Below are 25457 nucleotides of genomic sequence, written 5' to 3'. Positions count from 1 at the left end.
AGGCCTTCCAAGCGAGCCTCCCCAGCGAGCCGCGCCCGGCAGCCGGGGAACCCCGACCCCTGGTCTGCGGGATACTGGGGCCATGGATTTCAGCAACCCCACCCGCGAGCACCGGCGCGTCTCCATCCTCGGCTCCACCGGTTCGATCGGCACGCAGGCACTCGACGTGATCGCAGCAGCCCCGGACCGCTTCAGCGTCGCCGGACTCAGCGCGGGCGGGCGGAACCTCGAACTCCTCGCCGGCCAGGCCGTCGCCGTCCGTGCCCCCGCCGTCGGGGTCGCCTCCGCGTCGGAGGCCGAGCTCGAGCAGGCCATCGGCCGGGCGGCCGACGCGGCCGGCGTCTCCGGGTACGCGCCGCAGCTCTTCGCCGGCGCGGGTGCGGCGGCGGAGATCGCCGCGTGGCCCGACGCCGACGTCGTGCTCAACGGCATCACCGGGTCCATCGGCCTGGAGCCGACCCTCGCGGCCCTCGCCGCCGGGCACCTGCTGGCGCTCGCCAACAAGGAGTCCCTGATCGCCGGGGGAGCCCTCGTCCGGGCCGCCGCCGCGCCCGGCCAGCTCGTCCCCGTCGATTCCGAGCACTCGGCCATCGCGCAGGCCCTGCGCGGGGGGACGGCCGACGAGGTGGACCGCCTCGTCCTGACCGCCTCCGGCGGGCCGTTCCGCGGCCTGACCCGCGCGCAACTGCGGAACGTCACCCCGGCGCAGGCCGTCGCCCATCCCACGTGGGACATGGGCCGCGTCATCAGCACGAACTCCGCCTCCATGGTCAACAAGGCCCTCGAGGTCATCGAGGCGCACCTGCTCTTCGACATCCCGCTGGAACGGATCGACGTCGTCGTCCACCCGCAGTCGGTGATCCATTCGATGGTCCAGTTCGTCGACGGCTCCACGCTGGCGCAGGCCTCGCCGCCGGACATGCGCCTCCCGATCGCCCTCGGCATCGGCTGGCCGTTCAGGGTGCCGGGGTCCGCGAAGGCCTGCGACTGGAGCCGGCCCGCCGAATGGACCTTCGAGCCCCTGGACGGGGAGGCGTTCCCCGCGATCGCCCTCGCCAAGCGCGCCGCGGCCGAGGGGGGTACGCGCATGGCCGTCTACAACGCCGCGAACGAGGAGGCCGTGGACGCTTTCCACAGGGGAGCCATAGGTTTCCCTGACATCGTGGACACGGTGTCCGCCGTCGTCGACGACCAGCGTGCCCGGGACGCGGCGGGCGGCGCCGGGCAGGAACTCACGCTCGCCGCGGTCCTCGAGGCCGAGCGCTGGGCACGGACGAGCGCCCGGGCCCGTTGTGGCCTCGGAGACCCACCGCGGGAGTCGCTGCCGACGGCGGCGGCCGTATCGGAAGGCCAGAAGGAAGAACTGTGACTGTTCTGCTGTTCGTCGTCGGAGTGCTCGTCGTCGTGGTGGGGATCGCCGCCTCGATCGCGCTGCACGAGGTGGGACACCTCGTGCCCGCCAAGCTCTTCCGGGTCCGTGTCACGCAGTACATGGTGGGCTTCGGCCCCACCGTCTGGTCCCGGCGTCGCGGCGAGACGGAGTACGGCCTCAAGGCGATCCCGGCCGGCGGGTACGTGTCGATGGTCGGCATGTTCCCGCCCGCCACGACCGAGGACGGCGCCGTGCGCCAGTCCAGCACCGGCGTCTTCCAGCAGCTCACCAACGACGCGCGGCAGGCGGCGGCCGAGCAGCTGCAGCCGGGGGACGAGGACCGCGTCTTCTACAAGCTGCCCATCTGGAAACGGATCATCATCATGATGGGAGGGCCGCTGATGAACCTCCTGATCGGGACGGTGCTGTTCGCCGTCCTGCTCATGGGATTCGGGACCGCCCAGCCCACCACGACGATCGCCTCCGTCTCCGCGTGCGTCGTCCCCGCCAGCCGGCAGGTCGAGACAAACCAGACGGAGTGCGGCGCGGACGACCCCGCCGCCCCCGCCTACGAGGCCGGCCTCCTGCCCGGAGACCGTGTCGTGGCCTTCGACGGCCGGGACGTCACGGACTGGGACGAGCTGTCCGGGTGGATCAGGGACGCGGCCGGCCGCGAGGTCGGCATCAGCTACGTGCGCGACGGCGAGACCGTCGACTCGACCATCACGCCCCTGCTGACGGAGCGGCCCGTGGCCGCTGCGGACGGCACGGCCGAGGTCGACGGCGACGGCGACGCCGTGACGCAGGAGGTGGGCTTCATCGGCGTCGGATCGACGCAGGAACTCGTCCCGCAGCCCGCCGGCGCGGTACTGCCGGCCGTCGGTGACTCGCTGGCCCGCGTGGCCGGGGTGGTGCTCAACCTCCCGCAGCGCGTCGTCGAGGTCGGCCAGGCCGCCTTTTCGGACGCGCCCCGTGACCCCGAGGGCCCCATCAGCGTGGTGGGCGTCGGCCGGATCGCCGGCGAGATCTCCGCCATGGAGGAGATCCCCGTGGCGTCGCGCGCGGCGACACTCATCGGACTCGTGGCCGGCGTGAACCTGGCCCTGTTCGTGTTCAACCTCATCCCGCTGCTCCCGCTCGACGGCGGCCACGTCGCCGGCGCGCTGTGGGAGGGCCTGCGCCGGGGATTCGCCCGCCTGTTCAAGCGGCCCGACCCCGGACCGTTCGACATGGCGAAGCTCCTGCCCCTGACCTACGCCGTCGCCATCCTGCTGATGGGCATGGGGGTCCTGCTGATCTACGCCGACATCGTGAAACCCGTCGACCTCTTCGGCTGATCGGTTGTAATTCGGATTTCAACCTCATACGGTTGATGAATGTTCGTCCTCACGATCGACCAGGCACGCAGCCGGAGCTCCGCCGACCGCGTCCCCGAGCTGCTGGAGCTGCTCGCCCCGATCCCCACGGTCCTGCCCTGGGAACGCTCCGTGGGGGACGAGGCGCAGGGCGCCCTGGCCGAGGCGGGCGCCGTCGTCGACGCCGCCCTGCTCTGCCTGCGCGCCGGCGGCTGGTACGTCGGCATCGGCATCGGCGAGGTGGAACGACCCTTCCCGCGCTCGCCGCGGGAGGCCCGCGGGTCGGCCTTCGTGGCCGCCCGGTACGCCGTCGAGCGCGCCAAGAAGACGGGGGACCGGGCACCCCTGGCGGTCGAGGCGCCCGACGGCGGAGCGGCGGCGGCGGCGGAGGCGGAAGGGGTGCTCGCGCTCCTCGGCCGGCACGTCCTGGGGCGGTCGGAGGCCGACTGGCGCGTCCTCGATCTCCTGCAGCCCGGTGAGCGCGGCACGCAGACGGCCGTGGCCCGCACCCTCGGGATCAGTCCGCAGGCCGTGAGCAAGGCGGCGGCGCGGGCCGCCTGGCACGAGGAGCAGGCCGTCCGTCCCGCGGCCGCGCGACTCCTCGCGTGGGCGGACGACGCAGGCGACGACGACGCTGACGCGTAGGCCGACGGCGTCGTCCGGCTCCCCGGGCCCCCGTGGCGCCGAGAGGACACGAATGACCGGTTCCCGCCACGCTGCGTGGTCATCTCCATCCTTTCGACGACATCGGGCGCCCGGCGGCCGAACCGACGCTCCCGCCCGCTGGGGGTGCCGTGCTGTAGACATGGACGACATACCGACAGGACATGGAGGAGGTTCGGTGGACGCACTGTGGATCGTGGTGGCGCTCGTGGTGGCGGGAGGCGTCGGCCTGCCCGTGACCATGCTCGTGCTGCGGCTGGCACGCTCCGTGGACACCGCGGAACGGCGCCGCGAGGAGCTCCCGGAACCGGCCGACCAGCCGCAGCTCGACCTCCCCGAGCCGCCCGACCAGCCGCCCCAGGCACCCGTCGACGCCCTCCCTCCCGGTGTGCTCCGCGGCGGCCTGGTCATCGGCGTGCTCGAGCGCCTCGCGGTGACGGTCGCCATCCTCGGCGGCCAGCCCGTGGCCATCGCCTACGTCGTGGCGGTCAAGGCCCTCGGCCGCTACGCCGAGCTGAAGGAGACCCCGGCGGCGTCGGAGCGCTTCATCATCGGCACGCTGACGTCGATGCTCTGGGCCGCAGGCGTCGCGACCCTCATCAAGGTCTACCTGCTGTGATTCACGTAGGGTGAGACCCATGAGCATCTTCGCCGTCGAGTACGTCTACAACCCCGACCACGACGACCTCCGAGCCGAGCACCGGCCGGCGCACCGGCAGTGGCTCGAGGAGCTCGTCGGACAGGGCCGTGTCCTCGCGTCGGGGCCTTTCGCCGACGGCAGCGGGGCACTCCTCCTCTTCACCTCGGAGAACGAATCGGATCTCAGTCGGCTGGTCGGGCAGGACCCCTTCGCCCGCGCCGGAGCCATCGCGGCGGTCAAGGCCACCGAATGGAACCCGGTCATCGGAGCGTTCCGCGACCACGTGTGACGTGCATCGCCACGGCGTCCCGGACGGCCGGGGCGGGTGGATAATGAGAAAAGGAATCTCGTCGGACGTGCGGTCAAGGCCGCCAGCATGGAGGAAGCTTTGACCTCGGTCAACCTAGGAATGCCCGCAGCGCCGCCGCCGGTCCTCGCCCCACGGCGCAAGACCCGCCAGATCAAGGTCGGTTCGGTGGGAGTCGGATCGGACTCGCCGATCAGCATCCAGTCGATGACGACGACGCCGACCACCGACATCAACGCGACGCTCCAGCAGATCGCCGAGCTGACGGCCACGGGATGCGACATCGTCCGCGTGGCCTGCCCCTCGGCCGACGACGCCGCAGCACTGCCGATCATCGCCAGGAAGTCGCAGATCCCCGTCATCGCGGACATCCACTTCCAGCCAAAGTACGTGTTCGCCGCGATCGACGCCGGATGTGCCGCGGTCCGCGTGAACCCGGGCAACATCCGCAAGTTCGACGACCAGGTGAAGCAGATCGCCGACGCTGCGAAGGCAGCCGGCACCTCGATCCGGATCGGCGTCAACGCCGGCTCCCTCGATCCGCGCCTCATGCAGAAGTACGGCAAGGCCACGCCCGAGGCGCTCGTCGAGTCGGCGGTCTGGGAGGCGTCCCTCTTCGAGGAGCACGACTTCCACGACTTCAAGATCTCGGTGAAGCACAACGACCCCGTGATCATGGTCCGCGCCTACGAGCTCCTCGCCGAGCGCGGCGACTGGCCCCTGCACCTCGGCGTCACCGAGGCCGGTCCGGCGTTCCAGGGCACCATCAAGTCCGCGACGGCCTTCGGCGCCCTCCTGTCCAAGGGCATCGGCGACACGATCCGCGTGTCGCTCTCCGCGCCGCCGGTCGAGGAGATCAAGGTCGGCAACCAGATCCTGCAGTCGCTCAACCTCCGCCCGCGCAAGCTCGAGATCGTGTCCTGCCCCTCCTGCGGCAGGGCTCAGGTGGACGTCTACACCCTTGCCGAGGAGGTCACGGCAGGCCTCGAGGGCATGGAGGTCCCGCTCCGCGTGGCGGTGATGGGCTGCGTCGTCAACGGACCCGGCGAGGCCCGCGAGGCCGACCTCGGTGTGGCGTCCGGCAACGGCAAGGGCCAGATCTTCGTCCGCGGAGAGGTCATCAAGACCGTCCCCGAGGACCAGATCGTCGAGACCCTCATCGAGGAAGCCATGCGGCTCGCAGAGGAGATGGGTGAGTCCGATGGCGAAACTGCTGGCCAGGGTGGCCCCATGGTTACCGTCAGCTAGGGCCCAGCCCGACCCCGAGGGGCCCTGGTCCTTCCGGGTCCTCGGCGAGGACGACACCCGCGACCTGTGGGCCATCGTCAACGACGATCCCGTGGCGAACGTCTTCGTCGCCTCCCACCTCGAGACCATCGGTACCGCTGCGCCGTCCTTCTCCGGCGGCGAGATCATCGGCATGTTCCGCCACCACGTCCTCCGCGCGGCGTGCTGGGCGGGCGTCAACCTCGTCCCGGTCGGCGTGGACGACGAGACCGGCGCCATCTTCGGCGACCACCTCGGGCGGTCGGGGCGCAGCTTCTCGTCGATCTTCGGCCTCTCCGAGGGTGTCATGGACCTGTGGTCCACGTTCGAGGACTACAGCGCCGAGCCGTTCGACGTCCGCCCTACCCAGCCGCTCATGGCCATCGACACGGACCCCCTCATCCGGCCGGCGACCGACCTCCGGTTCACACGGCCCGAGGAGCTCGACCGGCTGCTGCCGGCCTGCGCCGCGATGTTCGAGGAGGAGGTCGGCTACTCGCCGTTCATCGGCGGCTCGGACCATTACCGCCGCCGCGTCGCCTCCCTCATCAGCCGGAAGCACTCCCTGGCGGCCTTCGACGACGACGGCCAGGTGGTCTTCAAGGCCGAGCTCGGCACCGTGTCCTCCCAGGCCGTGCAGGTCCAGGGCGTCTGGATGAACCCGGACCACCGCGGCAAGGGGCTCAGCGCCGCGTACATGGCCGCCGTCGTCGTCGCGGCACGCGCGCTGGCCCCCACCGTGAGCCTCTACGTGAACTCCTACAACGCCCGCGCCATCGCCGCGTACAAGCGCGTGGGGTTCGCGCAGGTGGACACCTTCGCGACCATCCTGTTCTGAGCCGGTACGCCCTCAGGGGAGGACGGCGTCCGGGCCGAACCGGCTAGATTGGTACCTGTTGTCTCCCGCCGGACGGCGGGAGAGCGAATGGCAGTGCTCGATCCGGATGCACGATGAATACGAACGGACACCCGCGTGGTCTTACGACTCTCGACCCTTTTCCTGCGCACCCTGCGTGAAGATCCAGCCGACGCCGAAGTCGCCAGCCACCGCCTGCTGGTCCGCGCGGGCTACATCAGGCGCGCCGCGCCGGGGATCTACAGCTGGCTGCCGCTGGGCCTGAAGGTCCTGGGCCGGGTCGAGGCGGTCATCCGCGAGGAGATGGAGGCCATCGGCGCCCAGGAGGTCCACTTCCCCGCGCTGCTGCCCAAGGAGCCCTACGAGGCGACGAACCGCTGGACCGAGTACGGCGACGGCATCTTCCGCCTGAAGGACCGCAAGGGCGCCGACTACCTCCTCGCGCCCACCCACGAGGAGATGTTCACACTGCTCGTGAAGGACCTGTACACCTCGTACAAGGACCTGCCCGTGAGCCTGTTCCAGATCCAGACCAAGTACCGCGACGAGGCCCGGCCGCGTGCGGGCCTGCTCCGCGGCCGCGAGTTCATCATGAAGGACTCCTACTCGTTCGACGTCGACGACGAGGGCCTCGAGGCGAGCTACCAGCTCCACCGCGGTGCCTACCTGCGCATCTTCGAGCGGCTCGGGCTCGAGGTGATCCCCGTGACGGCGACAGCGGGAGCGATGGGCGGTTCGAGGAGCGAGGAGTTCCTGCACCCCACGCCCATCGGCGAGGACACCTTCGTCCGTTCCGCGGGCGGCTACACCGCGAACGTGGAGGCCGTCACCACCGTGGTGCCCGACGCCGTCGACTTCACCGATGCGCCCGCGGCCGAGGTCCGTGACACCCCCGACACCCCGACCATCGGCACGCTCGTGGACTCCGCCAACGCCGCAGCGGGCGACCGGACCTGGACGGCCGCGGACACCCTGAAGAACGTCGTCCTCGCGGCGGTGCTGCCCACGGGCGAGCGCGAGCTCGTCGTCGTCGGCGTCCCCGGCGACCGCACCGTGGACCTCAAGCGCATCGAGGCGAACATCGCCGGCCACCTCGAGACGGGCGGCGAGGTGGCCGTGGAGGCTGCGGGCGAGGAGGACCTGAAGAAGCACCCGGGCCTCGTCAAGGGCTACATCGGGCCCGGCCTCACGCCGGACGCCGCCGTCCTCGGCACCGAGGGGACCACGGGCCTGCGCTACCTCGTGGATCCGCGCGTCGTGACCGGCACCGCGTGGATCACCGGTGCCAACGAGGACGGCCGCCACGTCTTCGGCCTGGTCGCGGGCCGCGACTTCACCTGGGACGGCGTCATCGAGGCCGTCGAGGTGCGCGAGGGCGACGAGGCCCCCGACGGGTCGGGACCGCTCGTCGCCGCGCGCGGCATCGAGATGGGCCACATCTTCCAGCTCGGCCGCAAGTACGCGGAGGCACTCGGGCTCAAGGTCCTCGACCGGAACGGGAAGCTCGCCACGGTGACCATGGGCTCCTACGGTGTCGGCGTGACACGGGCCATCGCGGCCCTCGCGGAGTCGAACCACGACGACCGCGGCATCGTGTGGCCCCGCAACGTCGCCCCCGCCGACGTGCACATCGTCGCGACCGGCAAGGGCGCCGAGGTGTTCGAGGCGGCCGAGAAGCTCGCCGGCGACCTGGAGGCGGCCGGTCTGACCGTGCTCTACGACGACCGCCCGAAGGTCTCGCCGGGCGTCAAGTTCGGCGATGCCGAGCTGATCGGCGTGCCGACCATCGTCGTGGTCGGCCGGGGGCTCGCGGACGGTGTCCTCGAGGTCAAGGACCGCCGGACGGGCGAGGCGCAGAACGTCGCCGTGGACGAGGCCGTCGCGCTGCTGCGCGAGCTCACAGCCTCCTAGGCCGCGGTGGTCCCGGGACTCGAGGAACTGCACCTCGCCACGATCCTGCTGGTGCTCGTCGCCGGATTCGCCGCGGGCTGGGTCGACGCCGTCGTCGGGGGAGGAGGGCTGCTCCAGCTGCCGGCGCTCCTCCTCGTGCCCGGGATCACGCCCGTCGAGGCCCTCGCCACGAACAAGCTCGGGTCCATCTTCGGCACGACGACGAGCGCCGTCACCTACTACCGGCGTGCGCACCCCGACCTGCGGACGGCGCTGCCCATGGCGGGCGTCGCGCTGATCGGGGGCTTCGGCGGAGCGATCCTCGCCGCCTCGCTGCCGTCCTCGGTCTTCAAGCCGATCATCGTCCTGGCGCTCATCGCCGTCGCGGTGTTCACGGCCCTCAAGCCCTCGGTGGGGACCCTGACGAAGCTGCGGTACCAGGGGGCCCGGCACTACGGGACGGCCGGCGCGATCGGCCTCGTCATCGGCTTCTACGACGGACTCATCGGGCCGGGCACCGGGTCCTTCCTGATCATCGCGATGGTCACGCTGCTGGGGTACAACTTCCTCGGCGCCAGCGCGAAGGCGAAGATCGTGAACATGGCCACCAACTTCGGCGCGCTCATGTTCTTCCTCCCCAACGGGTCGATCCTCTGGGGCCTCGGGCTCCTCCTCGGCGTCGCGAACATGGCCGGGGGCTACACCGGCTCGCGCATGGCCATCAGCCAGGGGAGCAGGTTCATCCGCGTCGTCTTCCTCGTCGTCGTCGGGGCCCTGATCGTCAAGCTCGGCTACGACGTCTGGGTGGAGAACGTCCGCCCCCTGGTGTCGGGACCCTGACGGGCGCGTGGCGGACCGGGTGCCGCCCGGTGCCGCCGGGTGGCCGTCAGAGGGTCGGCAGCGCGTGGACCGGGGGCAGCCCGTCGAGGGTCCGTCCCAGGACCGAACTCGCCACCCAGAGCGACCGCTGCGCATCCCCGGTGAGGCCGTGCCCGAGGTAGGACAGCGCGTTCCTGACCTCCCGGACGACCGTCCAGCCGAACGCCAGGTCCACGTCCAGCCCGGCGGCCGTGGCCAGGGCCGTGCCGTGCGCGCGCAGGTGCCCCGCGGGATCACCGGCGTCGAGCTCGTCGAGCCGGTTCCACAGCATGGGTGCGACGGCGTACTCGGCGTCGCCGAGCACCGGCTTCGGATCGATCGCCGTGAAGTCGTGCAGCTGCCCGGGCGACGTCGGGAGCAGGTTGGCATAGTGCAGGTCGGCGTGCACGAGCACGTCGCGTTCCGATCTCCTGCCGACGGCGCCACGTGACTGGCACACCTCCAGCGCCGCCTCCATCAGCCACCGCGGGAAGGGCTCGCCGAGCTCGTCCCACCGGGCGGGCAGGGTGTCCGTCCACTGTTCCGCAGCGGAGGCCAGGTGCGGGATCGCGGCCCAGGCCGCACTGTCCCCGGGGCGGATCGACAGCTGCCGCATCACCGCTGCCCACGGCCGCGGCGTCGCGTCGAGGGCCACGTCGCCGAGCGAGGAGTCGCCGTCGAGGCGGGTGAGCAGCAACGCGAAGTCCGGGCGCGACGCCGCGAGGAGCCGCACCGCACCCCTCCCGTCCCACAGTTCGAGGGCATCGGGCTCGGGGAGGGCTTCGTCGTGCGGGACGGTCAGCTTGAGGACTTCCCTTCCCGTCTGCCCGTCGTCCCGCCGCACCACGGGCACGACGACCGCGCACCGTCCCGCCCAGGCCGGCTGCCCCGGAGCCAGGTCGAGGTCGAGGTCCCAGGCGGCGAGCCGATCCGCCAGCAGTCCCTGCCAGTCCCGCAGCCACCGCGCCCCGCCGGGAATCGTCCGCGCACTCTCCACGAGGCGTCCCGGGAGGTCGGGCAGGAACCCGGCCGCCGCCCGACGGTCCTCCGGGCTGCGGCCGCTGTCGCCCTGCGCCGGGCCCTCGTCGCGCGTCCGCCCGCGGCCGCTAGCCATCTGCCGGCTCCTCGGGGGCCGCCGCACCTTCGGCATCCTCCAGCCCCGGGAAGGGGCCCAGGGGCGTCCCGGCGTCGAGGCTGCGCTGCACGGCGGCATTGAAGGCGACGACGGCCCAGGCCCTCGCATCGGGCCCGACGGCGGGGATGAGCCCCGCGTACAGTCCTGCGTGATCCTGTTCGAGGTCCCTCAACGCCGCGGCCGGATCGGCGCGGAACCCCTCGCCGATCGCGAACCCGGCCGGCGCGGGCGCGGGCGGGGCGCAGAGGCCCGCGAGGCGCCCGGCGGCGGCGTCGGCGGCCGTCCCGTGCACCGACGACCGGGCGAGCAGTGCCGGTGCATCGGGGAGCAGCGCCGCCGCGACCTCGTAGCCGAAGCGTGCCCGGTCCTCCGCCGTCTTCGCGCTGAGCAGGGCGTGCCGGTCGGCTTCCGGTCCCCGGGGCGTGCCGGCGCAGTCGGCGGGGACACCGCCGGGTGGGGCTCCCGGCGCGGACCCCGGCGCCGGGGACGCGTGCGCGGCCGGTACGGCAGGGTCGCGGTCCTCCCCGGCGTCGCCGGTGTCACCGGCGTCGCCGGTGTCCCCGGTGTGCCCGGCGAACAGGCCCGTCCCGGAGGCGAGGTCCGCAGCGGGGAGCGCGTCGGCGGACGGGAGGGCCGCGTCGGTGCCGAGGGCGGCCGCGAGCAGCACAGTATGCCGCCACTGCGCGGCTCCGGCGGAGGCGAGGACGCGGGCCGGTCCGGGGTCGGCGCCGACGGCGTCGTCCAGGCTCCGGAGGGCGCTGTCGTGGAGCAGGTGCAGGACGCGCGTCCCGTCGGCGGGGGCCGACGTGGCCGACGGCCCCGCGGCCTGCGGCCCGGAAGCGGCAGTGGGAGGCGAGGCTGGTGTCGCCGCGGGTCCGGACGGCGCAGGGGAGCGGGGCAGGGCGACGGCGTCGGCCTGCGCGGCGAGGTCGTCCGCGACGGCCTGCAGGGTCCCGGCGAGCGCCGGGTCGGCGACTGCTGCCTCCCGCGCGTCCGCGGCCAGTGCACGGTACCGCCCCTCGGCGTCGAGCTGTACCTGTTCGGCGGCGGAGCGGACGGGCGCCTGCGGCTCCGCGGGCGACATGCCCACGCCGATGCCCACGCCGAGGAGGACCACCAGGAAGAGGCCGACGAGCCCCGCCACCCACCGGGCCACCCGCCCGGCGGCGGAGCCTGCCGGGGCTCCGCGCCCCTGCTGTCCACCTGTCTGCGCCCGCCTGATCACAGTTCCCGATGATCCCACGGCAGTACGCGTTTCACCCGGCCATACACCGGGCGTCGCGGAATGTCGGTACTCTTGGTGGACAACATCATCGAGTGGGAGGCAGCCATGGCGGTCCGGTCCGGGAACGAAAAACATGCCTCGACCCGCAAGTCAGCCGTGGAGGCCGAACTGCAGGTTGAAGCACAGCGCCTGCGGACCAGGCTGCAGCCCGTTGTGGAGGAGCACGACCTCTACCTCGAGGACGTCGAGGTGAAGGTCGCGGGCTCCCACCGCACCGTCCACGTCGTCGTCGACCTGCCCGAGGACGCGACGGGGAGCGTGGGACTCGATGTGATCTCCGCCATCTCCTCCGATCTGTCCGCCGCCATGGACAGCGACCCCGAGGACGACGACCGCCCGTACAGCCTCGAGATCTCCTCGCCCGGCGTGTCCCGCCCCCTCACTGAGCCGCGGCACTGGCGCCGCAACGTGGGACGCATGGTCGAGGTCAAGCCGGTGACCGGCGACGTCGTCGTCGGACGCCTCCAGGACGTCACCGCCACCGGCATCCGGATGATCCCCCAGCTGCCGGTCAAGAAGGGCATGAAGCCCAAACAGGGCGATCCACTCGCCCTCGAGTTTTCCAGGATCCGCAAGGGGACCGTCCAGGTCGAATTCGCGCATCCTGAGGATGAACACCACGAGAACAGCGATGGTGCCGAACCGGATGACTCCGGCGCCGTGCACCACGCGTAAGGAGACCCGCATGGACATCGATATGAGCGCACTGAGGCTGCTCGAGCGCGAACGTGAGATCCCGCTGGACAAGCTGATCCCCACGATCGAGCAGGCACTGCTCATCGCGTACCACCGCACGCCCGGAGCCCACGAGACGGCGCGCGCCGAACTGGACCGCCGCAACGGGCACGTCACCATCTGGGCGACCGAGAAGGACGACGACGGCGAGCCCGTCGGCGAGTTCGACGACACGCCCGGCGGCTTCGGGCGCATCGCGGCGAGCACCGCGCGCCAGATCATCCTCCAGCGCCTGCGCGACGCCGAGGACGAGAACATCCTCGGGGAGTTCCGCGGCAAGGAGGGCGAACTCGTCGCCGGCATGATCCAGCAGGGCACCAACCCGCACATGATCCAGGTGAACCTGGGCTCCGTGGAGGCCGTGCTGCCGCCTCCCGAGCAGGTTCCCGGCGAGAAGTACCTGCACGGCACGAGGCTCCGCGCGTTCGTCGTCGACGTCCACCGGGGTATGAAGGGCCCGTCCATCACGCTCTCCCGGTCGCACCCGGGCCTGGTGCGGAAGCTCTTCGAACTGGAGGTCCCGGAGATCGCCGACAGGACCGTCGAGATCGTCGCCCTCGCCCGCGAGGCGGGCCACCGCACGAAGATCGCGGTGAAGGCGAACGTGCCCGGCGTCAATGCCAAGGGTGCGTGCATCGGCGAGATGGGGACCCGCGTCCGCGCCGTCATGAACGAGCTGAACGACGAGAAGATCGACATCGTCGACTACAACGACGACGCCGCCTCCTTCATCGCCAGTTCGCTCTCGCCGTCGCGCGTGACGTCCGTGACCATCACCGACGAGACCACCCGGTCCGCCCGCGTCGTCGTCCCCGACTACCAGCTGTCCCTGGCGATCGGCAAGGAAGGCCAGAACGCACGCCTCGCGGCGAAGCTCACCGGCTGGCGCATCGACATCGTCTCCGACGCCGCCCAGCCGGCGCAGGCGGCCAGGGCGGCCAAGGCCTAGGAGGCCGGTCGGCCGGCCGGGCCGGAAGGGGTAGAATGGAGATGACTGCTGTGGCGTCGTGCCCGGAAGATTCTGGAGACAGGGGAGATCCTGTCGACAGGACGGACCCCGGGCAGCACCCGGAGGACCACCATCCGCAACGCACCTGCGTGGGATGCCGCCGGCGGGACCGCCAGTCACACGTGATGCGGGTTGTCGCACAACCGATCGACGGGGGCCTTGTCGCCGTCATCGATGAGCGGCGCCGCCTATCCGGACGGGGCGCCTGGCTGCACCCCGACCCGGCATGCATGGAAACGGCCGTCAAGCGGAAAGCCTTTCACAGGGCCTTCCGCGGGCCGGTGGACACTGCGCAGTTGGCAGCGGGCTTCCAGGCATCCCTGGAGCGTCGAGACACACGCTCCGATTCATCACCGTCCTCCCTGAAAGCGGGTCAGTACCCTCATGGAAACCCGATGAGTACCCAGCGATGAGTGCGCAACGATGACATCTTCGTTGCGCTCTGCACCAGATCGTCCAGACGCCCCGGCGGCTGGCATCAGCAGGAAATAGACGGTTCGTGCCTGGCTCGGTGCGGACCGAGACAGGAGAAATGTGGCCAAGGTCCGCGTACATGAGCTCGCCAAAGAGCTCGGTATAACCTCGAAAGACGCAGTTGCGAAACTGCAGGAACTGGGCGAATTCGTCCGTTCAGCCTCGTCCACCATCGAGGCCCCCGTCGTGAAGAAGCTTCGCGGCGCATTCCCCGACAGCGGCGGCGCCAAGACCGCCCCCGCACCGTCACGCCCCGCGGCCCCCGCGCCGTCGGGCCCCAAGCCAGGTGCAGCCCAGGCCGCTCCCGAGGCACCCGCCCCGGTCGCGCCCGCACCGACCACCCCCGCCGCTCCTGCAGCACCGGCCACTCCGGCTGCTCCGCAGGCATCCCCCTTCTCGAACGGCTCCGCTCCGGCGGACACGCCTGCGCCGGCCGCGCCGGCTGCCCCGTCCGCGGAGAACACCCCTGCCCCGCAGGACACCCAGGGGAGTCCGACCCCGGGAACGCGACCAGCGCCCCGACCAGCGACACCGCCTGCCGCCCCCTCGGCAGGGACCCGACCCTCGGGCGCCCGCCCCGGCGGCGCACCCCGCCCGGGCAACAACCCCTTCGCGCCCTCGCAGGGCATGGGGTCGCGCCGCGGCGACACCGATCGTGGTGCCGACCGCACCTCGGAGCGTCCGCCGCGTCCGGGCAACAACCCCTTCGCGCCGTCGCAGGGCATGCCCCGTCCCGGTCGTCGTGACGATGCACAGCAGCGTCCCGCCGCCGGCGCAGGCGGACCCCGCCCGGCTGCAGGTGCGGGTGGACCGCGCCCCGCCGCAGGTGCCGGTGGACCCCGCCCGGGTGCACCGCGCCCCGGCGCCCCCCGTCCCGCCGGAGCCCCCGGCTCGCGTCCCAGTCCCGGCATGATGCCGAACCGCACCGAACGCCCCGCCGCCCCCGGCCGCGGAGCCCCCGGTGCCGCTGCAGGTGCCGGTCCGCGTCGCGGACCCGGCGGAGCACCGAACAGCCCCAGTGGAGCACCCGCCGGCGGCGGCTTCGGCAAGGGCGGCCGCGGACGCGGCGGCACCGCCGGTGCCTTCGGCAAGGGTGGAGCCGGTCGCGGCAAGCAGCGCAAGTCGAAGCGCGCGAAGCGGCAGGAACTGGAGCAGATGTCGGCTCCTTCGCTGGGCGGCGTGAGCGTACCCCGCGGAGACGGCAACACCATCGTCACCATGCGTCGCGGCTCGTCCATCACGGACTTCGCCGACAAGATCGAGGCGAACCCCGCAGCACTGGTCACCGTCCTGTTCCACCTCGGCGAGATGGCCACGGCTACGCAGTCGCTGGACGAGGACACCTTCCAGGTGCTCGGCACCGAGCTCGGCTACAAGATCCAGGTCGTCTCACCCGAGGACGAGGAGCGCGAGCTCCTCAGCAGCTTCGACATCGACTTCGATGCCGAGCTCGAGGCCGAGGGTGACGACGACCTCGAGGCCCGTCCGCCGGTGGTCACGGTCATGGGCCACGTCGACCACGGTAAGACGCGACTGCTCGACGCGGTCCGCAACACCAAGGTCGTCGAGGGCGAGCACGGTGGCATCACCCAGCACATCGGTGCCTACCAGATCCAGCACGTCCACGAGGACAGCACGCGCGCCATCACCTTCATCGACACCCCGGGCCACGAGGCGTTCACCGCCATGCGTGCCCGTGGCGCGAAGGTCACGGACATCGCCGTGCTCGTCGTCGCCGCGGACGACGGCGTCATGCCGCAGACCGTGGAGGCGCTGAACCACGCCCAGGCGGCCAACGTGCCGATCGTCGTGGCCGTCAACAAGATGGACAAGGAAGGCGCGAACCCGGACAAGGTCAAGGGCCAGCTCACCGAGTACGGTCTCGTCCCCGAGGAGTACGGCGGCGACACCATGTTCGTCCACGTGTCCGCGCTGCAGGGCATGGGCATCGACGACCTCCTCGAGGCCGTCCTGCTCACCGCCGACGCCGCCCTGGACATGCGGGCCAACCCGAACAAGGACGCCCGCGGTATCGCGATCGAGGCCAACCTCGACCGTGGTCGCGGCGCGGTCGCCACGGTGCTCGTGCAGTCGGGAACGCTGAACGTCGGGGACACGATCGTCGCCGGTACGGCCCACGGCCGTGTGCGTGCGATGTTCGACGAGAACGGCGACGTCGTCACGACGGCAGGACCCTCGCGTCCGGTCCAGGTCCTGGGCCTGTCCAACGTGCCCCGTGCGGGTGACACGTTCTTCGTCACCGACGACGAGCGCACCGGCCGCCAGATCGCCGAGAAGCGTGAAGCAGCGGACCGCAACGCGGCCCTCGCGAAGCGCCGCAAGCGCATCAGCCTCGAGGACTTCGACCAGGCCGTCGCCGAGGGCAAGGTCGACACCCTCAACCTCATCCTCAAGGGTGACGTGTCGGGTGCCGTCGAGGCCCTCGAGGACTCGCTCCTCAAGATCGACGTCGGAGAAGGCGTGCAGCTGCGCGTCATCCACCGCGGCGTGGGTGCGATCACCCAGAACGACGTCAACCTGGCGACGGTCGACAACGCGATCATCATCGGCTTCAACGTCAAGCCGGCGGAGCGCGTGGCGGACCTCGCCGAGCGCGAAGGCGTGGACATGCGCTTCTACTCGGTGATCTATGCCGCGATCGACGACATCGAGCTCGCCCTCAAGGGCATGCTCAAGCCGGAGTACGAGGAGGCGCAGCTCGGGACCGCGGAGGTCCGGGAGGTGTTCCGCTCCTCGAAGTTCGGCAACATCGCCGGTTCGATCGTCCGGTCGGGCATCATCCGACGCAACACGAGGGCGCGCGTCCTCCGCGACGGCAAGGTCATCGGGGACAACCTCTCCGTGGACTCGCTCAAGCGGTTCAAGGACGACGCCACCGAGGTCCGCACCGACTTCGAGTGCGGTATCGGCCTCGGCTCGTTCAACGACGTCAAGGAAGGCGACATCATCGTGACCTTCGAGATGCGGGAGAAGCCCCGCGTCTAGCACGTCGGTCCGCGCAGGCGCCCTGGGTCACCAGGGCGCCTGCGCCATTCCTTTCTCCGGACCCCTCGGGGTCCTCCATCCACCCGCTTCAGTAGGAGTATCAGCAATGGCAGATCCGGCCCGCGCCGCGCGGCTCGCGCAGCGCATCAAAGTCATCGTCGCGGAGGCGCTCCGGCGCCGCGTGAAGGACCCGCGGCTGGAAGCGGTCACCATCACGGATGCCCGCGTGACCAACGATCTCCAGCACGCGACCCTGTACTACACCGTGCTGGGGGACGCCGACGAGCAGCAGGCGACGCGGATGGCACTCGAGTCCGCGCGCGGCGTATTGCGCTCGGAGGTCGGGAAGAACATCACCGCGCGCCTGACGCCGACGCTCGAGTTCGTCCCCGACGAGGTGCCGGTCAACGCCAGCCACCTCGAGGAACTGCTGCAGAAGGCACGCGAGCGCGACGCCGAAGTGGCAGCGATCGCCCAGGGCGCCGACTTCGCGGGGGACGCGGACCCGTACCGCACCTCCGAGGACGACGAGGCGGGACGCTAGTCCTCCCCGGGCGGGTCCGCCCGGCACGACCAGAGGCAGCCGGCCGGCGGGTCGGCTGCCTCTCGCGTTCCCGGCCGGGGGAGCGTCAGGCCTGCGGGGAGGGGAGCCGGGAGAGCCCTTCGACGAGCTCGTCCGTCCTCCCGCAGAGAGCGATCCTCACCCAGCCCTCACCCCTCGCACCGAAGGCCGTGCCGGGGGCCAGCGCGACACCCTGTTCGGCCAGGAAGCGCCGGGTCCACGCGCGGACGTCCCCGCCCGTGGCGTGGGACAGGTCGGCCCACAGGTAGAACGCCCCGCGGGCATCGAGGTAGCCGATGCCGCGTGCGTCGAGGACCGCGGTGGCGGCATCGCGGTTGTCCCGGTAGTGGTGCAGGGCCGTGGACACGTAGTCCTGCGGGCCCGTGAGGGCGGCGAGCGCCGCGTACTGCGACGCCGCCGCGACACAGGACACCGTGGCCTCCATGACGTTGCTCAGCAGCTGCTCCATGCCCGGCGGGGTGACGAGGGCACCGATGCGCAGGCCGGTCAGGCCGTAGGTCTTGGACAGCGTCAGCGACGTGACGACGCGCGTCTCGCGGGCCTCGGGCACGGCCTCGGGGCCACCGGCGTCGAACCTCGCCGGGCTGACGTGCGGGACGTCGTAGGTGAAGGCCTCGTAGCACTCGTCCGAGATCACCCACAGGTCGTTGCGGTGCGCGAACCGCACGAGCTCGCGGGTGAGGTCGGCGCCGAAGACGGAGCCGAGGGGATTCGACGGCGAGTTCAGCATCAGCACCCTCGTCCGCGGGGTGACGAGCCGCTGCAGGTCCTCGATGCGGGGCTGGAAGCCGTGGTCGGGCACCAGCGGGTACGGTACCGGGACGCCGCCCAGCAGGCCGACCGTCATGGTGAACGTGGGGTAGCCCGGGTCGGGGATCAGCACCTCGTCCCCGGTCCCGATCAGCGTGCTGAGCGCCAGGTGCAGTCCCTGCTGCGCACCGGCGACGACGAAGACGCGCGACGGGTCGTCCTCGACGCCCGCGAGGTGCGAGAACCTCGCGGCGAAGGCCGCCCGCACCGGTGCGAGGCCTGCGTTGGGCGTGTAGTTCGTCTCGTCCCTGTCGAGGGCGGCCATGCCGGCCTCGAGCACGTGCCGCGCCACGGGGAAGCCGGGCTCGCCGATGCTGAGGACGATGGAGTCGGGGGTGGCCCACGCCGCCTGCGTGATCTCGCGGATCTGGTTCACCGGGACATTGACCGCACGGGACGGAGCTGAAGGCATAGGCAGGATCGTATCGCGCACGCGTCCGCCCGCGCCGGAAGCGCGGGAACCCGCAGCGGCGGCCGATATACTGGGAGACGTGAATTCCGGGCAGGTCCACTCAGGGCTGATCATCGTGGACAAGCCTCAGGGCTGGACGAGCCATGACGTCGTCGGCCGCCTCCGCCGACTCGCGGGGACGCGCAAGGTCGGCCATGCGGGGACCCTCGATCCGATGGCCACCGGTGTCCTCGTGATCGGGATCAACCGTGCCACACGCCTGCTGACCTTCATCGTGGGCACCTCGAAGACCTACACCGCCACGATCCGCCTCGGCCAGTCGACCCTGACGGACGACGCCGAGGGCGAGGTCACGGGCGGCAGCATCGCCGCCGCGGTGACCGAGGAGGACATCCGCGCCGCCGTCGCCGCGCTGACGGGCGACATCCAGCAGGTGCCGAGCAGCGTGAGCGCCATCAAGGTCAAGGGCGAGCGGTCGTACGCCCGCGTCCGCTCCGGGGAGGCGGTGGACCTCCCCGCCCGCCCCGTGACGATCCACCGCTTCGACATCCACGCTGTGCGCAGGGTCAGCAACGGCCGCCTGCAGGACGTCGACGTCACCGTCGAGTGCAGCTCCGGCACCTACGTGCGTGCCCTCGCCCGGGACCTGGGCGACGCGCTCGGTGTCGGCGGGCACCTCACGGTCCTGCGCCGGACGAGGGTCGGTCCGTACTCCATCGGGCAGGCACGCACCCTGGACGAGCTCGCGGCGGACCTCGAGGTCCTCCCGCTCGACGACGCCGGGCGCGCCCTGTTCCCGGTCCGGGAACTCACGGACGCCGAGGCCGTCGACGTCTCGCACGGCCGCCGGATCGGCCCGAACTCCGAGCCCGACGTACCCGTCGCCGCGTTCGCACCCGACGGTACCCTCGTGGCGCTGCTGGAGAACCGCGGCGGGGCGGCCCGGACCGCGCTGGTGTTCGCACCGGGCGGGCAGGACTAGCCGGTGGACCCCTTCCTCCTCACCGGGACGCTCGTGTGCCTGCTGTCCGCCGTCCTCTGCATCGGAGCCGCACTGCTGCGGCAGCCCCCGAACGACATCACCATCCTGTCCGTCGCGGCCGTCGAGCTCTTCCTGCTGGCCTACACCGTGGGCGCCGTCGTCCGCCAGGTGGCGGGCGAGCCCGTGCTCGGGGAGGCCTGGGAGTTCTGGGGCTACCTCCTCACGGCGCTCGTCGTCCCCGTGGGGGCCTTCTGGTGGGCGATCCTCGAGAAGACGCGATGGAGCAACTTCGTCCTCGCCGCGGCGGGGCTGACGGTGTTCGTCATGCTCTTCCGCATGGAACAGATCTGGGACGGGGTGGCGGGACTGTGACGAAGCGACGCGGGGGAGCGGCATCGGGGGCGCCCGCGAGCGGCGGCGCCGGAGCAGTGCCCGACGCACGGGGGAGGAGCCGCGCCGGCGGACCCGGACGCCTCCTGATCGCCGTGTACGGGGTGTTCGCCCTGGCGGCGACGGCCCGCGCGGCGTTCCAGATCGCGACCAAGTTCGGCGAGGCACCGCTCGCGTACCTGCTGTCGGCCGTCGCGGCGCTGGTCTACGTCGTGGCCACGGTGTCCCTCGCCCGTGCGGGGGTGCGCGCCTACCGGGTGTCCGTCGTGGCCGTGGCCACCGAACTCGTGGGGGTCGTCACGGTGGGGCTCCTCAGCGTCCTCGACGCGGAGGCGTTCCCGCACGAGACCGTGTGGTCCGGGTTCGGCCGCGGCTACGGCTTCGTGCCGCTCGTCCTGCCGATCCTCGGCCTCGCCTGGCTGCACAGGACCAGGCCCGGCCGCAGCTGACGGCGCCGCCGGGCCGGCCATCGACTGTAGCCGAAGTGACGGTCCGGGGGAGCCCGCGTTCCCTGCTGCCGGCGGCGCACCCCACCGTGAGAGTATGGCGCTAGAGCACATCCAGCCTGCCTCCAGGGAGCGACATGACCAGCAACAGCCCCGAGCACGACAACTCCTCCGCCCCCGGCGGACGGCCCGCGGGGTCCGGTCCCCTCGGACGCGACGGCGCGGGGTCGGTTCCTTCCGGCACGCCCCCGCAGGACCAGGGCCGGTCGGCGGCCTCGGGGGCCGCGTCCCCGCACGCGGCGACCGGATCCGGCGACGCCGCGACCGGGACGTCGGGCACCCGGCCCGGCACGCCGAAGGCAGGCACCCCGGCCAAGGGCAGGAAGGCGGGCAAGGCCGCGTCCTCGGGCGGTGACTGGAACGTCTTCCGCACCGTCGTCGTCCTCGTGGGCCTCGTCCTCGCCGCCTTCGGCGCCTACTACCTGATCCTCGGGACCGCGGGCCTGCCCGACACCGAGGGGACGCCGGTGAACCCCACCCTCGAGAGCCAGTTCCGCTTCTTCTCCGCGATGATGGTCGGCGTCGGCGCCGCCTTCATCACCATCGCCATCAAGTTCCAGTGGGCCAACATGCTCTGGCTGGTGTGCCTCATGGTGTTCGTCGGCGGGATCGGGCGCGTCCTGTCCTGGGCCTTCTCGGGGACGCCCAACTACGTCCTGATCATCCTCATGGTCGTCGAGCTGGCGTTCCCGCCGGCCCTGCTCGTCTGGCACAAGTACATCGCGAAGACGAGCGACCTCCGCAAGGAGTTCGCGCAGCGCGGCTGACCGGCCCACGCCCCTCCCCGCCACGCCGGACGCCCCTCGTGCGCGCCGTGCGCGATGCCACCTGCCGTGGCGCCTTCGGCCATAATGAGATCGGCGACCCGCCGGACCGCAGCCGGGGTCCCGGGCATCCGCCGAACCACGAAGGAGATGCGTGTTCTACTGGAGAGACCTGGACAGTGTGCCCCCCGAGTTCGGGCCTTCAGTCCTGACGCTCGGGAACTTCGACGGCGTGCACCGGGGCCACCAGCGCGTCCTGCAGCAGGTCGTCGAGGCGGCGCGGCAGCGGTCCGCGGCCGCCGTCGTCGTGTCCTTCGACCCGCATCCGGCCCAGGTGCACCGTCCGGACTCCGCCCCCGAGCTGATCATGGGCCTCGAGGACCGCGTCGCCACGCTCGCCGGTACGGGGATCGACGCGCTGCTGATGATGCACTACACCCTCGACCTGGCCGCCTCCTCCCCGGAGGAGTTCGTGGAACGGGTGTTCGTCCGGGCGCTGAAGGCCAGGGCCGTGGTGATCGGCCACGACGTCCGCTTCGGCAGGGGCAACAGCGGCGACCTCGACACCATGCGCGAGCTCGGCCGCACGCTCGGCTTCGAGGTGATCACGATCGACGACTTCGGCGCCAGCTACCCGGTGGACGCCACCGACGCCGACGGCGACCGGCGCTGCTCGTCGACGTGGGTGCGGGAGGCCCTGGAGGCCGGCGACGTCGGCACCGCCGCCCGCGTGCTGGGTCGCCCCCACCGCATGCGCGGCGACGTGGTGCACGGCGCGGCCCGCGGGCGGGAACTCGGGTACCCGACGGCGAACCTCGCCGCGTCCTCGGAGGGCTTCATCCCCGCGGACGGCATCTACGCGGGCTGGCTCGTCGACCAGGCGGGGACCCGCTGGCCGGCGGCCATCTCGGTCGGATCGAACCCGACCTTCGACGGCGTCGACCGGCAGGTCGAGGCCCACGTCATCAACCGTCCCCCGGAGCGCGTGCAGGATTTCGACCTGTACGGCCAGGCGGTCGTCGTCGAATTCGTCGAACGGCTCCGCGGGCAGGTGGCCTACACCGGGCCCGAGGCGCTGATCGAGCAGATGAAGCTCGACGTCGAACGCGCGCGCGGGCTGCTTTCGACAGAACAACGGCCCAGACGCTAAACTGGACGAAGATCCGGCTGCAGTCCGTGGTGGCTGGATTTTTCTGTGTCGTCGTGCAAGCGATGCTCAGCACTTGTTCACGGTACAACTCTAGGAGTTACTCGTGGCCCTTGACGCCGCCATCAAGCAGGAAATCATCAAGGAATACGCCCTGGCCGAAGGTGACACCGGTTCACCCGAGGTGCAGATCGCGATGCTTTCCCGTCGTATCCTCGACCTGACCGAGCACCTGAAGATGCACAAGCACGACCACCACACGCGTCGTGGCCTGCTGCTTCTCGTGGGTCGCCGCCGTCGCCTGCTGGACTACCTGCGGGACACCGACATCACGCGTTACCGGACGCTCATCGAGCGCCTCGGTCTGCGTCGATAAGTAGCACCGGAAGGCGGCACCCTCTCCCCGGGAGGGGGAGCCGCCTTTTGCGCTGGAGACAGCAACGAAGTACCCCACGCATAACAGGAGTCGACCGGCACCGCGCATTCGCGGTCCTCGGTAGTGGTCTCCGGAACGCATGCGACATGCTGCTCCGTGGATCTCGATCGAAGACCGGGTGCCGTGGACCGTCCAGAAGGGACGGGACCACGTCGGGTGCCGATTGCCTCCGATGCTCAGCACCGACAAAGGAAACGGAGGTGACTCTCTTGGAGGGTCCCGAAATTCAGTTCGCCGAAGCAGTGATCGACAACGGTCGCTTCGGAACACGCACCGTCCGGTTCGAGACCGGCCGCCTCGCCCAGCAGGCCGCCGGCTCCGCCATGGTCTACATCGACGAGGACACCGCGCTGCTCTCGGCCACCACCGCGGGCAAGCAGCCGCGCGAGGGCTTCGACTTCTTCCCCCTGACGGTCGACGTCGAGGAGCGCATGTACGCCGCGGGCCGCATCCCGGGCTCGTTCTTCCGCCGCGAGGGACGCCCCTCCACCGAGGCCATCCTCGCGTGCCGCCTCATGGACCGCCCGCTCCGCCCCGCGTTCGTCAAGGGCCTCCGCAACGAGGTCCAGGTCGTCGTGACCATCCTCGCGATCAACCCCGACGTGCGCTACGACGTCGTCGCGATCAACGCGGCCTCGATGTCGACGCAGCTGTCCGGCCTGCCCTTCTCCGGCCCGATCGGCGGCGTCCGCGTGGCCCTCGTGTCCGACGGCAGCGGCACCGACCAGTGGATCGCCTTCCCGAAGCACTCCGAGCTCGAGAACTCCGTCTTCGACATGGTCGTCGCCGGGCGCATCGCCGGTGACGACGTCGCCATCATGATGGTCGAGGCTGAGGCCACCGACAACTCGTGGACCCTCATCAAGGAGAACGGCGCCACCGCACCCACCGAGGAGATCGTCGCCGACGGCCTCGAGGCCGCGAAGCCCTTCATCCGTGCCCTGTGCGAGGCCCAGGCGGACCTCGCGGCCCGCGCCGCGAAGCCGACCGTCGAGTTCCCGATCTTCCTCGACTACCAGGACGACGTGTACGCGGCCATCGAGGAGGCCGGGTCCGAGAAGCTCGCCCAGGTCTTCCAGATCGCCGACAAGCAGGACCGCGGCGCCGCGACCGACGCGCTGAAGGCCGAGCTCCTGGACGCCCTCGGCGCCCGGTTCGAGGGACGCGAGAAGGAGCTGTCCGCAGCCTTCCGCTCGCTCAACAAGGCCGTCGTCCGCCAGCGCATCCTGAAGGACCAGGTCCGTATCGACGGCCGTGGCCTCAGCGACATCCGCAAGCTCACCGCCGAGGTCGAGGTCCTGCCGCGCGTGCACGGCTCCGCCATCTTCGAGCGCGGCGAGACCCAGATCATGGGCGTCACCACGCTGAACATGCTCAAGATGGAGCAGCAGATCGACTCGCTGTCGCCCGTCACGCGCAAGCGCTACATGCACAACTACAACTTCCCGCCCTACTCCACCGGTGAGACCGGCCGCGTCGGTTCGCCGAAGCGCCGCGAGATCGGCCACGGAGCACTGGCGGAGCGCGCCCTCGTGCCCGTCCTGCCGACCCGCGAGGAGTTCCCCTACGCGATCCGCCAGGTCTCCGAGGCGCTGAGCTCCAACGGCTCGACGTCGATGGGCTCCGTCTGCGCGTCGACGCTGTCGCTGCTCAACGCCGGTGTGCCCCTCCGCGCGCCGGTCGCCGGCATCGCCATGGGCCTCGTGTCCGACGTCGTCGACGGCCAGACCCGCTACGCCGCGCTGACCGACATCCTGGGAGCCGAGGACGCCTTCGGCGACATGGACTTCAAGGTCGCCGGCACGGCCGAGTTCGTCACCGCCATCCAGCTCGACACCAAGCTCGACGGCATCCCCGCGTCGGTGCTGGCAGCCGCACTGAAGCAGGCCCGCGAGGCACGCCTGCACATCCTCGGCGTCCTGCAGGCCGCGATCGACGCACCGGACGAGCTGTCCGAGTTTGCGCCGCGGATCATCTCGGTCAAGATCCCCGTGGACAAGATCGGCGAGGTCATCGGCCCCAAGGGCAAGATGATCAACCAGATCCAGGAGGACACCGGGGCGGACATCTCCATCGAGGACGACGGCACCGTGCTCATCGGCGCCACGAACGGCGAGTCGGCCGAGGCCGCCCGCGCCGCCGTGAACGCCATCGCGAACCCGCAGGTCCCCGAGATCGGTGAGCGCTACCTGGGCACGGTCGTCAAGACCACGACCTTCGGTGCCTTCGTCTCGCTGACCCCGGGCAAGGACGGCCTGCTGCACATCTCCGAGCTGCGCAAGCTCGCCGGCGGCAAGCGCGTCGACAACGTCGACGAGATCCTGACCGTGGGCCAGAAGGTCCAGGTGGAGATCACGAAGGTCGACGACCGCGGAAAGCTGTCGCTCTCGCCCGTCGTCGCCGACGAGCCGGTCGAGGACGCCGGCATCGAGCTGCCCGCCGTCGCAGAGGGCGACGACGACTAGCCGAGCGCCGCGCTCGTCCCGAGCAGCCCACGGCCCGCGGCCCCGGGGGTGGGGGGGGGGGGGGGGGGGGGGGGGGGGGGGTGGGTGCCTTTTATCCGGGGGGAGAAGAAG

The 25457-nt window shown here is 71.3% G+C and carries 24 protein-coding genes; 21 read left to right on the top strand and 3 right to left on the bottom strand.

The genetic code is table 11. From position 1 onward, the window contains the following. The first annotated feature begins 82 nt into the window (after positions 1–82). The 9 genes from dxr to ACX80K_RS16215 all read left to right on the top strand — a co-directional run bounded on the left by dxr (position 83) and on the right by ACX80K_RS16215 (position 9189). Complete coding sequence (gene dxr, locus ACX80K_RS16255; protein WP_459272932.1) at positions 83–1369, top strand: 1-deoxy-D-xylulose-5-phosphate reductoisomerase; 1287 nt, start codon at positions 83–85, stop codon at positions 1367–1369. Continuing rightward, positions 1366–2709: a M50 family metallopeptidase gene (locus ACX80K_RS16250; protein WP_459272931.1), complete on the top strand. Its 1344-nt coding sequence runs from the start codon at positions 1366–1368 to the stop codon at positions 2707–2709. The genes dxr and ACX80K_RS16250 overlap by 4 nt, the downstream gene beginning before the upstream one ends. 39 nt (positions 2710–2748) lie before the next feature. Next, positions 2749–3372, top strand: a complete 624-nt coding sequence (locus ACX80K_RS16245; protein ID WP_459272930.1) for a MarR family transcriptional regulator — start codon at positions 2749–2751, stop codon at positions 3370–3372. Positions 3373–3568: 196 nt separating this feature from the next. Next, positions 3569–4009: a hypothetical protein gene (locus tag ACX80K_RS16240; protein ID WP_459272929.1), complete on the top strand. Its 441-nt coding sequence runs from the start codon at positions 3569–3571 to the stop codon at positions 4007–4009. A gap of 19 nt (positions 4010–4028) precedes the next feature. Further along, positions 4029–4319, top strand: coding sequence for a YciI family protein (locus ACX80K_RS16235; RefSeq protein WP_459272928.1), 291 nt, complete (start codon positions 4029–4031; stop codon positions 4317–4319). Between the two features lie 99 nt (positions 4320–4418). Next, on the top strand, positions 4419–5585 hold the full coding sequence (gene ispG / locus ACX80K_RS16230) for a flavodoxin-dependent (E)-4-hydroxy-3-methylbut-2-enyl-diphosphate synthase (RefSeq protein ID WP_104179949.1): 1167 nt from the start codon (positions 4419–4421) through the stop codon (positions 5583–5585). Then, positions 5539–6441 (top strand): GNAT family N-acetyltransferase, encoded by a 903-nt coding sequence (locus tag ACX80K_RS16225; protein WP_459272927.1) that lies wholly within the window; start codon positions 5539–5541, stop codon positions 6439–6441. The genes ispG and ACX80K_RS16225 overlap by 47 nt, the downstream gene beginning before the upstream one ends. 135 nt (positions 6442–6576) lie before the next feature. Continuing rightward, on the top strand, positions 6577–8370 hold the full coding sequence (locus tag ACX80K_RS16220; protein WP_459272926.1) for a proline--tRNA ligase: 1794 nt from the start codon (positions 6577–6579) through the stop codon (positions 8368–8370). A 6-nt stretch (positions 8371–8376) separates the two neighbouring features. Further along, positions 8377–9189 (top strand): sulfite exporter TauE/SafE family protein, encoded by an 813-nt coding sequence (locus ACX80K_RS16215; protein ID WP_459272925.1) that lies wholly within the window; start codon positions 8377–8379, stop codon positions 9187–9189. A 46-nt stretch (positions 9190–9235) separates the two neighbouring features. Here the strand turns inward: ACX80K_RS16215 and ACX80K_RS16210 are convergent, their stop codons facing one another. After that, positions 9236–10321, bottom strand: a complete 1086-nt coding sequence (locus tag ACX80K_RS16210; RefSeq protein ID WP_459272924.1) for an aminoglycoside phosphotransferase family protein — start codon at positions 10319–10321, stop codon at positions 9236–9238. Beyond that, the gene (locus ACX80K_RS16205) at positions 10314–11498 is read right to left on the bottom strand and encodes a DUF4439 domain-containing protein (RefSeq protein WP_459272923.1); all 1185 of its coding nucleotides are present in this window, start codon (positions 11496–11498) and stop codon (positions 10314–10316) included. Before ACX80K_RS16205 ends, ACX80K_RS16210 begins: the two co-directional genes overlap by 8 nt. Positions 11499–11627: 129 nt before the next feature. On the opposite strand from ACX80K_RS16205, the gene ACX80K_RS16200 reads away from it, so the two are divergent. The 5 genes from ACX80K_RS16200 to rbfA all read left to right on the top strand — a co-directional run bounded on the left by ACX80K_RS16200 (position 11628) and on the right by rbfA (position 17395). After that, positions 11628–12302: a ribosome maturation factor RimP gene (locus tag ACX80K_RS16200; protein WP_459272922.1), complete on the top strand. Its 675-nt coding sequence runs from the start codon at positions 11628–11630 to the stop codon at positions 12300–12302. Positions 12303–12312: 10 nt separating this feature from the next. Then, positions 12313–13311, top strand: a complete 999-nt coding sequence (nusA, locus tag ACX80K_RS16195) for a transcription termination factor NusA (RefSeq protein WP_459272921.1) — start codon at positions 12313–12315, stop codon at positions 13309–13311. Between the two features lie 35 nt (positions 13312–13346). After that, positions 13347–13784 (top strand): YlxR family protein, encoded by a 438-nt coding sequence (locus ACX80K_RS16190; RefSeq protein ID WP_459272920.1) that lies wholly within the window; start codon positions 13347–13349, stop codon positions 13782–13784. Positions 13785–13905: 121 nt separating this feature from the next. Continuing rightward, positions 13906–16851: a translation initiation factor IF-2 gene (gene infB / locus ACX80K_RS16185; protein WP_459272919.1), complete on the top strand. Its 2946-nt coding sequence runs from the start codon at positions 13906–13908 to the stop codon at positions 16849–16851. A gap of 106 nt (positions 16852–16957) precedes the next feature. Beyond that, a complete protein-coding gene (gene rbfA / locus ACX80K_RS16180) occupies positions 16958–17395 on the top strand; it encodes a 30S ribosome-binding factor RbfA (protein ID WP_459272918.1) in 438 nt (145 codons plus the stop codon). 85 nt (positions 17396–17480) lie between these two features. Here the strand turns inward: rbfA and ACX80K_RS16175 are convergent, their stop codons facing one another. Then, the gene (locus ACX80K_RS16175) at positions 17481–18656 is read right to left on the bottom strand and encodes a pyridoxal phosphate-dependent aminotransferase (protein ID WP_459272917.1); all 1176 of its coding nucleotides are present in this window, start codon (positions 18654–18656) and stop codon (positions 17481–17483) included. 70 nt (positions 18657–18726) lie between these two features. On the opposite strand from ACX80K_RS16175, the gene truB reads away from it, so the two are divergent. The 7 genes from truB (at position 18727) to ACX80K_RS16140 (ending at position 25346) form a co-directional block, all read left to right on the top strand. After that, positions 18727–19638, top strand: a complete 912-nt coding sequence (gene truB / locus ACX80K_RS16170) for a tRNA pseudouridine(55) synthase TruB (RefSeq protein ID WP_459272963.1) — start codon at positions 18727–18729, stop codon at positions 19636–19638. Between the two features lie 3 nt (positions 19639–19641). After that, a complete protein-coding gene (locus tag ACX80K_RS16165) occupies positions 19642–20010 on the top strand; it encodes a hypothetical protein (RefSeq protein WP_459272916.1) in 369 nt (122 codons plus the stop codon). 56 nt (positions 20011–20066) lie between these two features. Further along, positions 20067–20477 carry a hypothetical protein gene (locus tag ACX80K_RS16160; RefSeq protein ID WP_459272961.1) on the top strand — a complete coding sequence of 137 codons (411 nt, stop codon included), beginning with the start codon at positions 20067–20069 and terminating at the stop codon, positions 20475–20477. Positions 20478–20611: 134 nt separating this feature from the next. Further along, positions 20612–21301, top strand: coding sequence for a DUF4345 domain-containing protein (locus ACX80K_RS16155; protein WP_459272915.1), 690 nt, complete (start codon positions 20612–20614; stop codon positions 21299–21301). A gap of 151 nt (positions 21302–21452) precedes the next feature. After that, complete coding sequence (locus tag ACX80K_RS16150) at positions 21453–22448, top strand: bifunctional riboflavin kinase/FAD synthetase (protein ID WP_459272914.1); 996 nt, start codon at positions 21453–21455, stop codon at positions 22446–22448. A gap of 103 nt (positions 22449–22551) precedes the next feature. Continuing rightward, on the top strand, positions 22552–22821 hold the full coding sequence (gene rpsO / locus ACX80K_RS16145) for a 30S ribosomal protein S15 (protein ID WP_049829981.1): 270 nt from the start codon (positions 22552–22554) through the stop codon (positions 22819–22821). 269 nt (positions 22822–23090) lie between these two features. Further along, positions 23091–25346: a polyribonucleotide nucleotidyltransferase gene (locus ACX80K_RS16140; protein WP_459272960.1), complete on the top strand. Its 2256-nt coding sequence runs from the start codon at positions 23091–23093 to the stop codon at positions 25344–25346. The last annotated feature ends 111 nt before the right edge of the window (positions 25347–25457 follow it).

The organism is Arthrobacter sorbitolis (genome assembly GCF_054510995.1).
The sequence above is the reverse complement of the archived record's forward strand: the minus strand, read 5'-3'. Positions and strand labels throughout refer to the sequence as shown.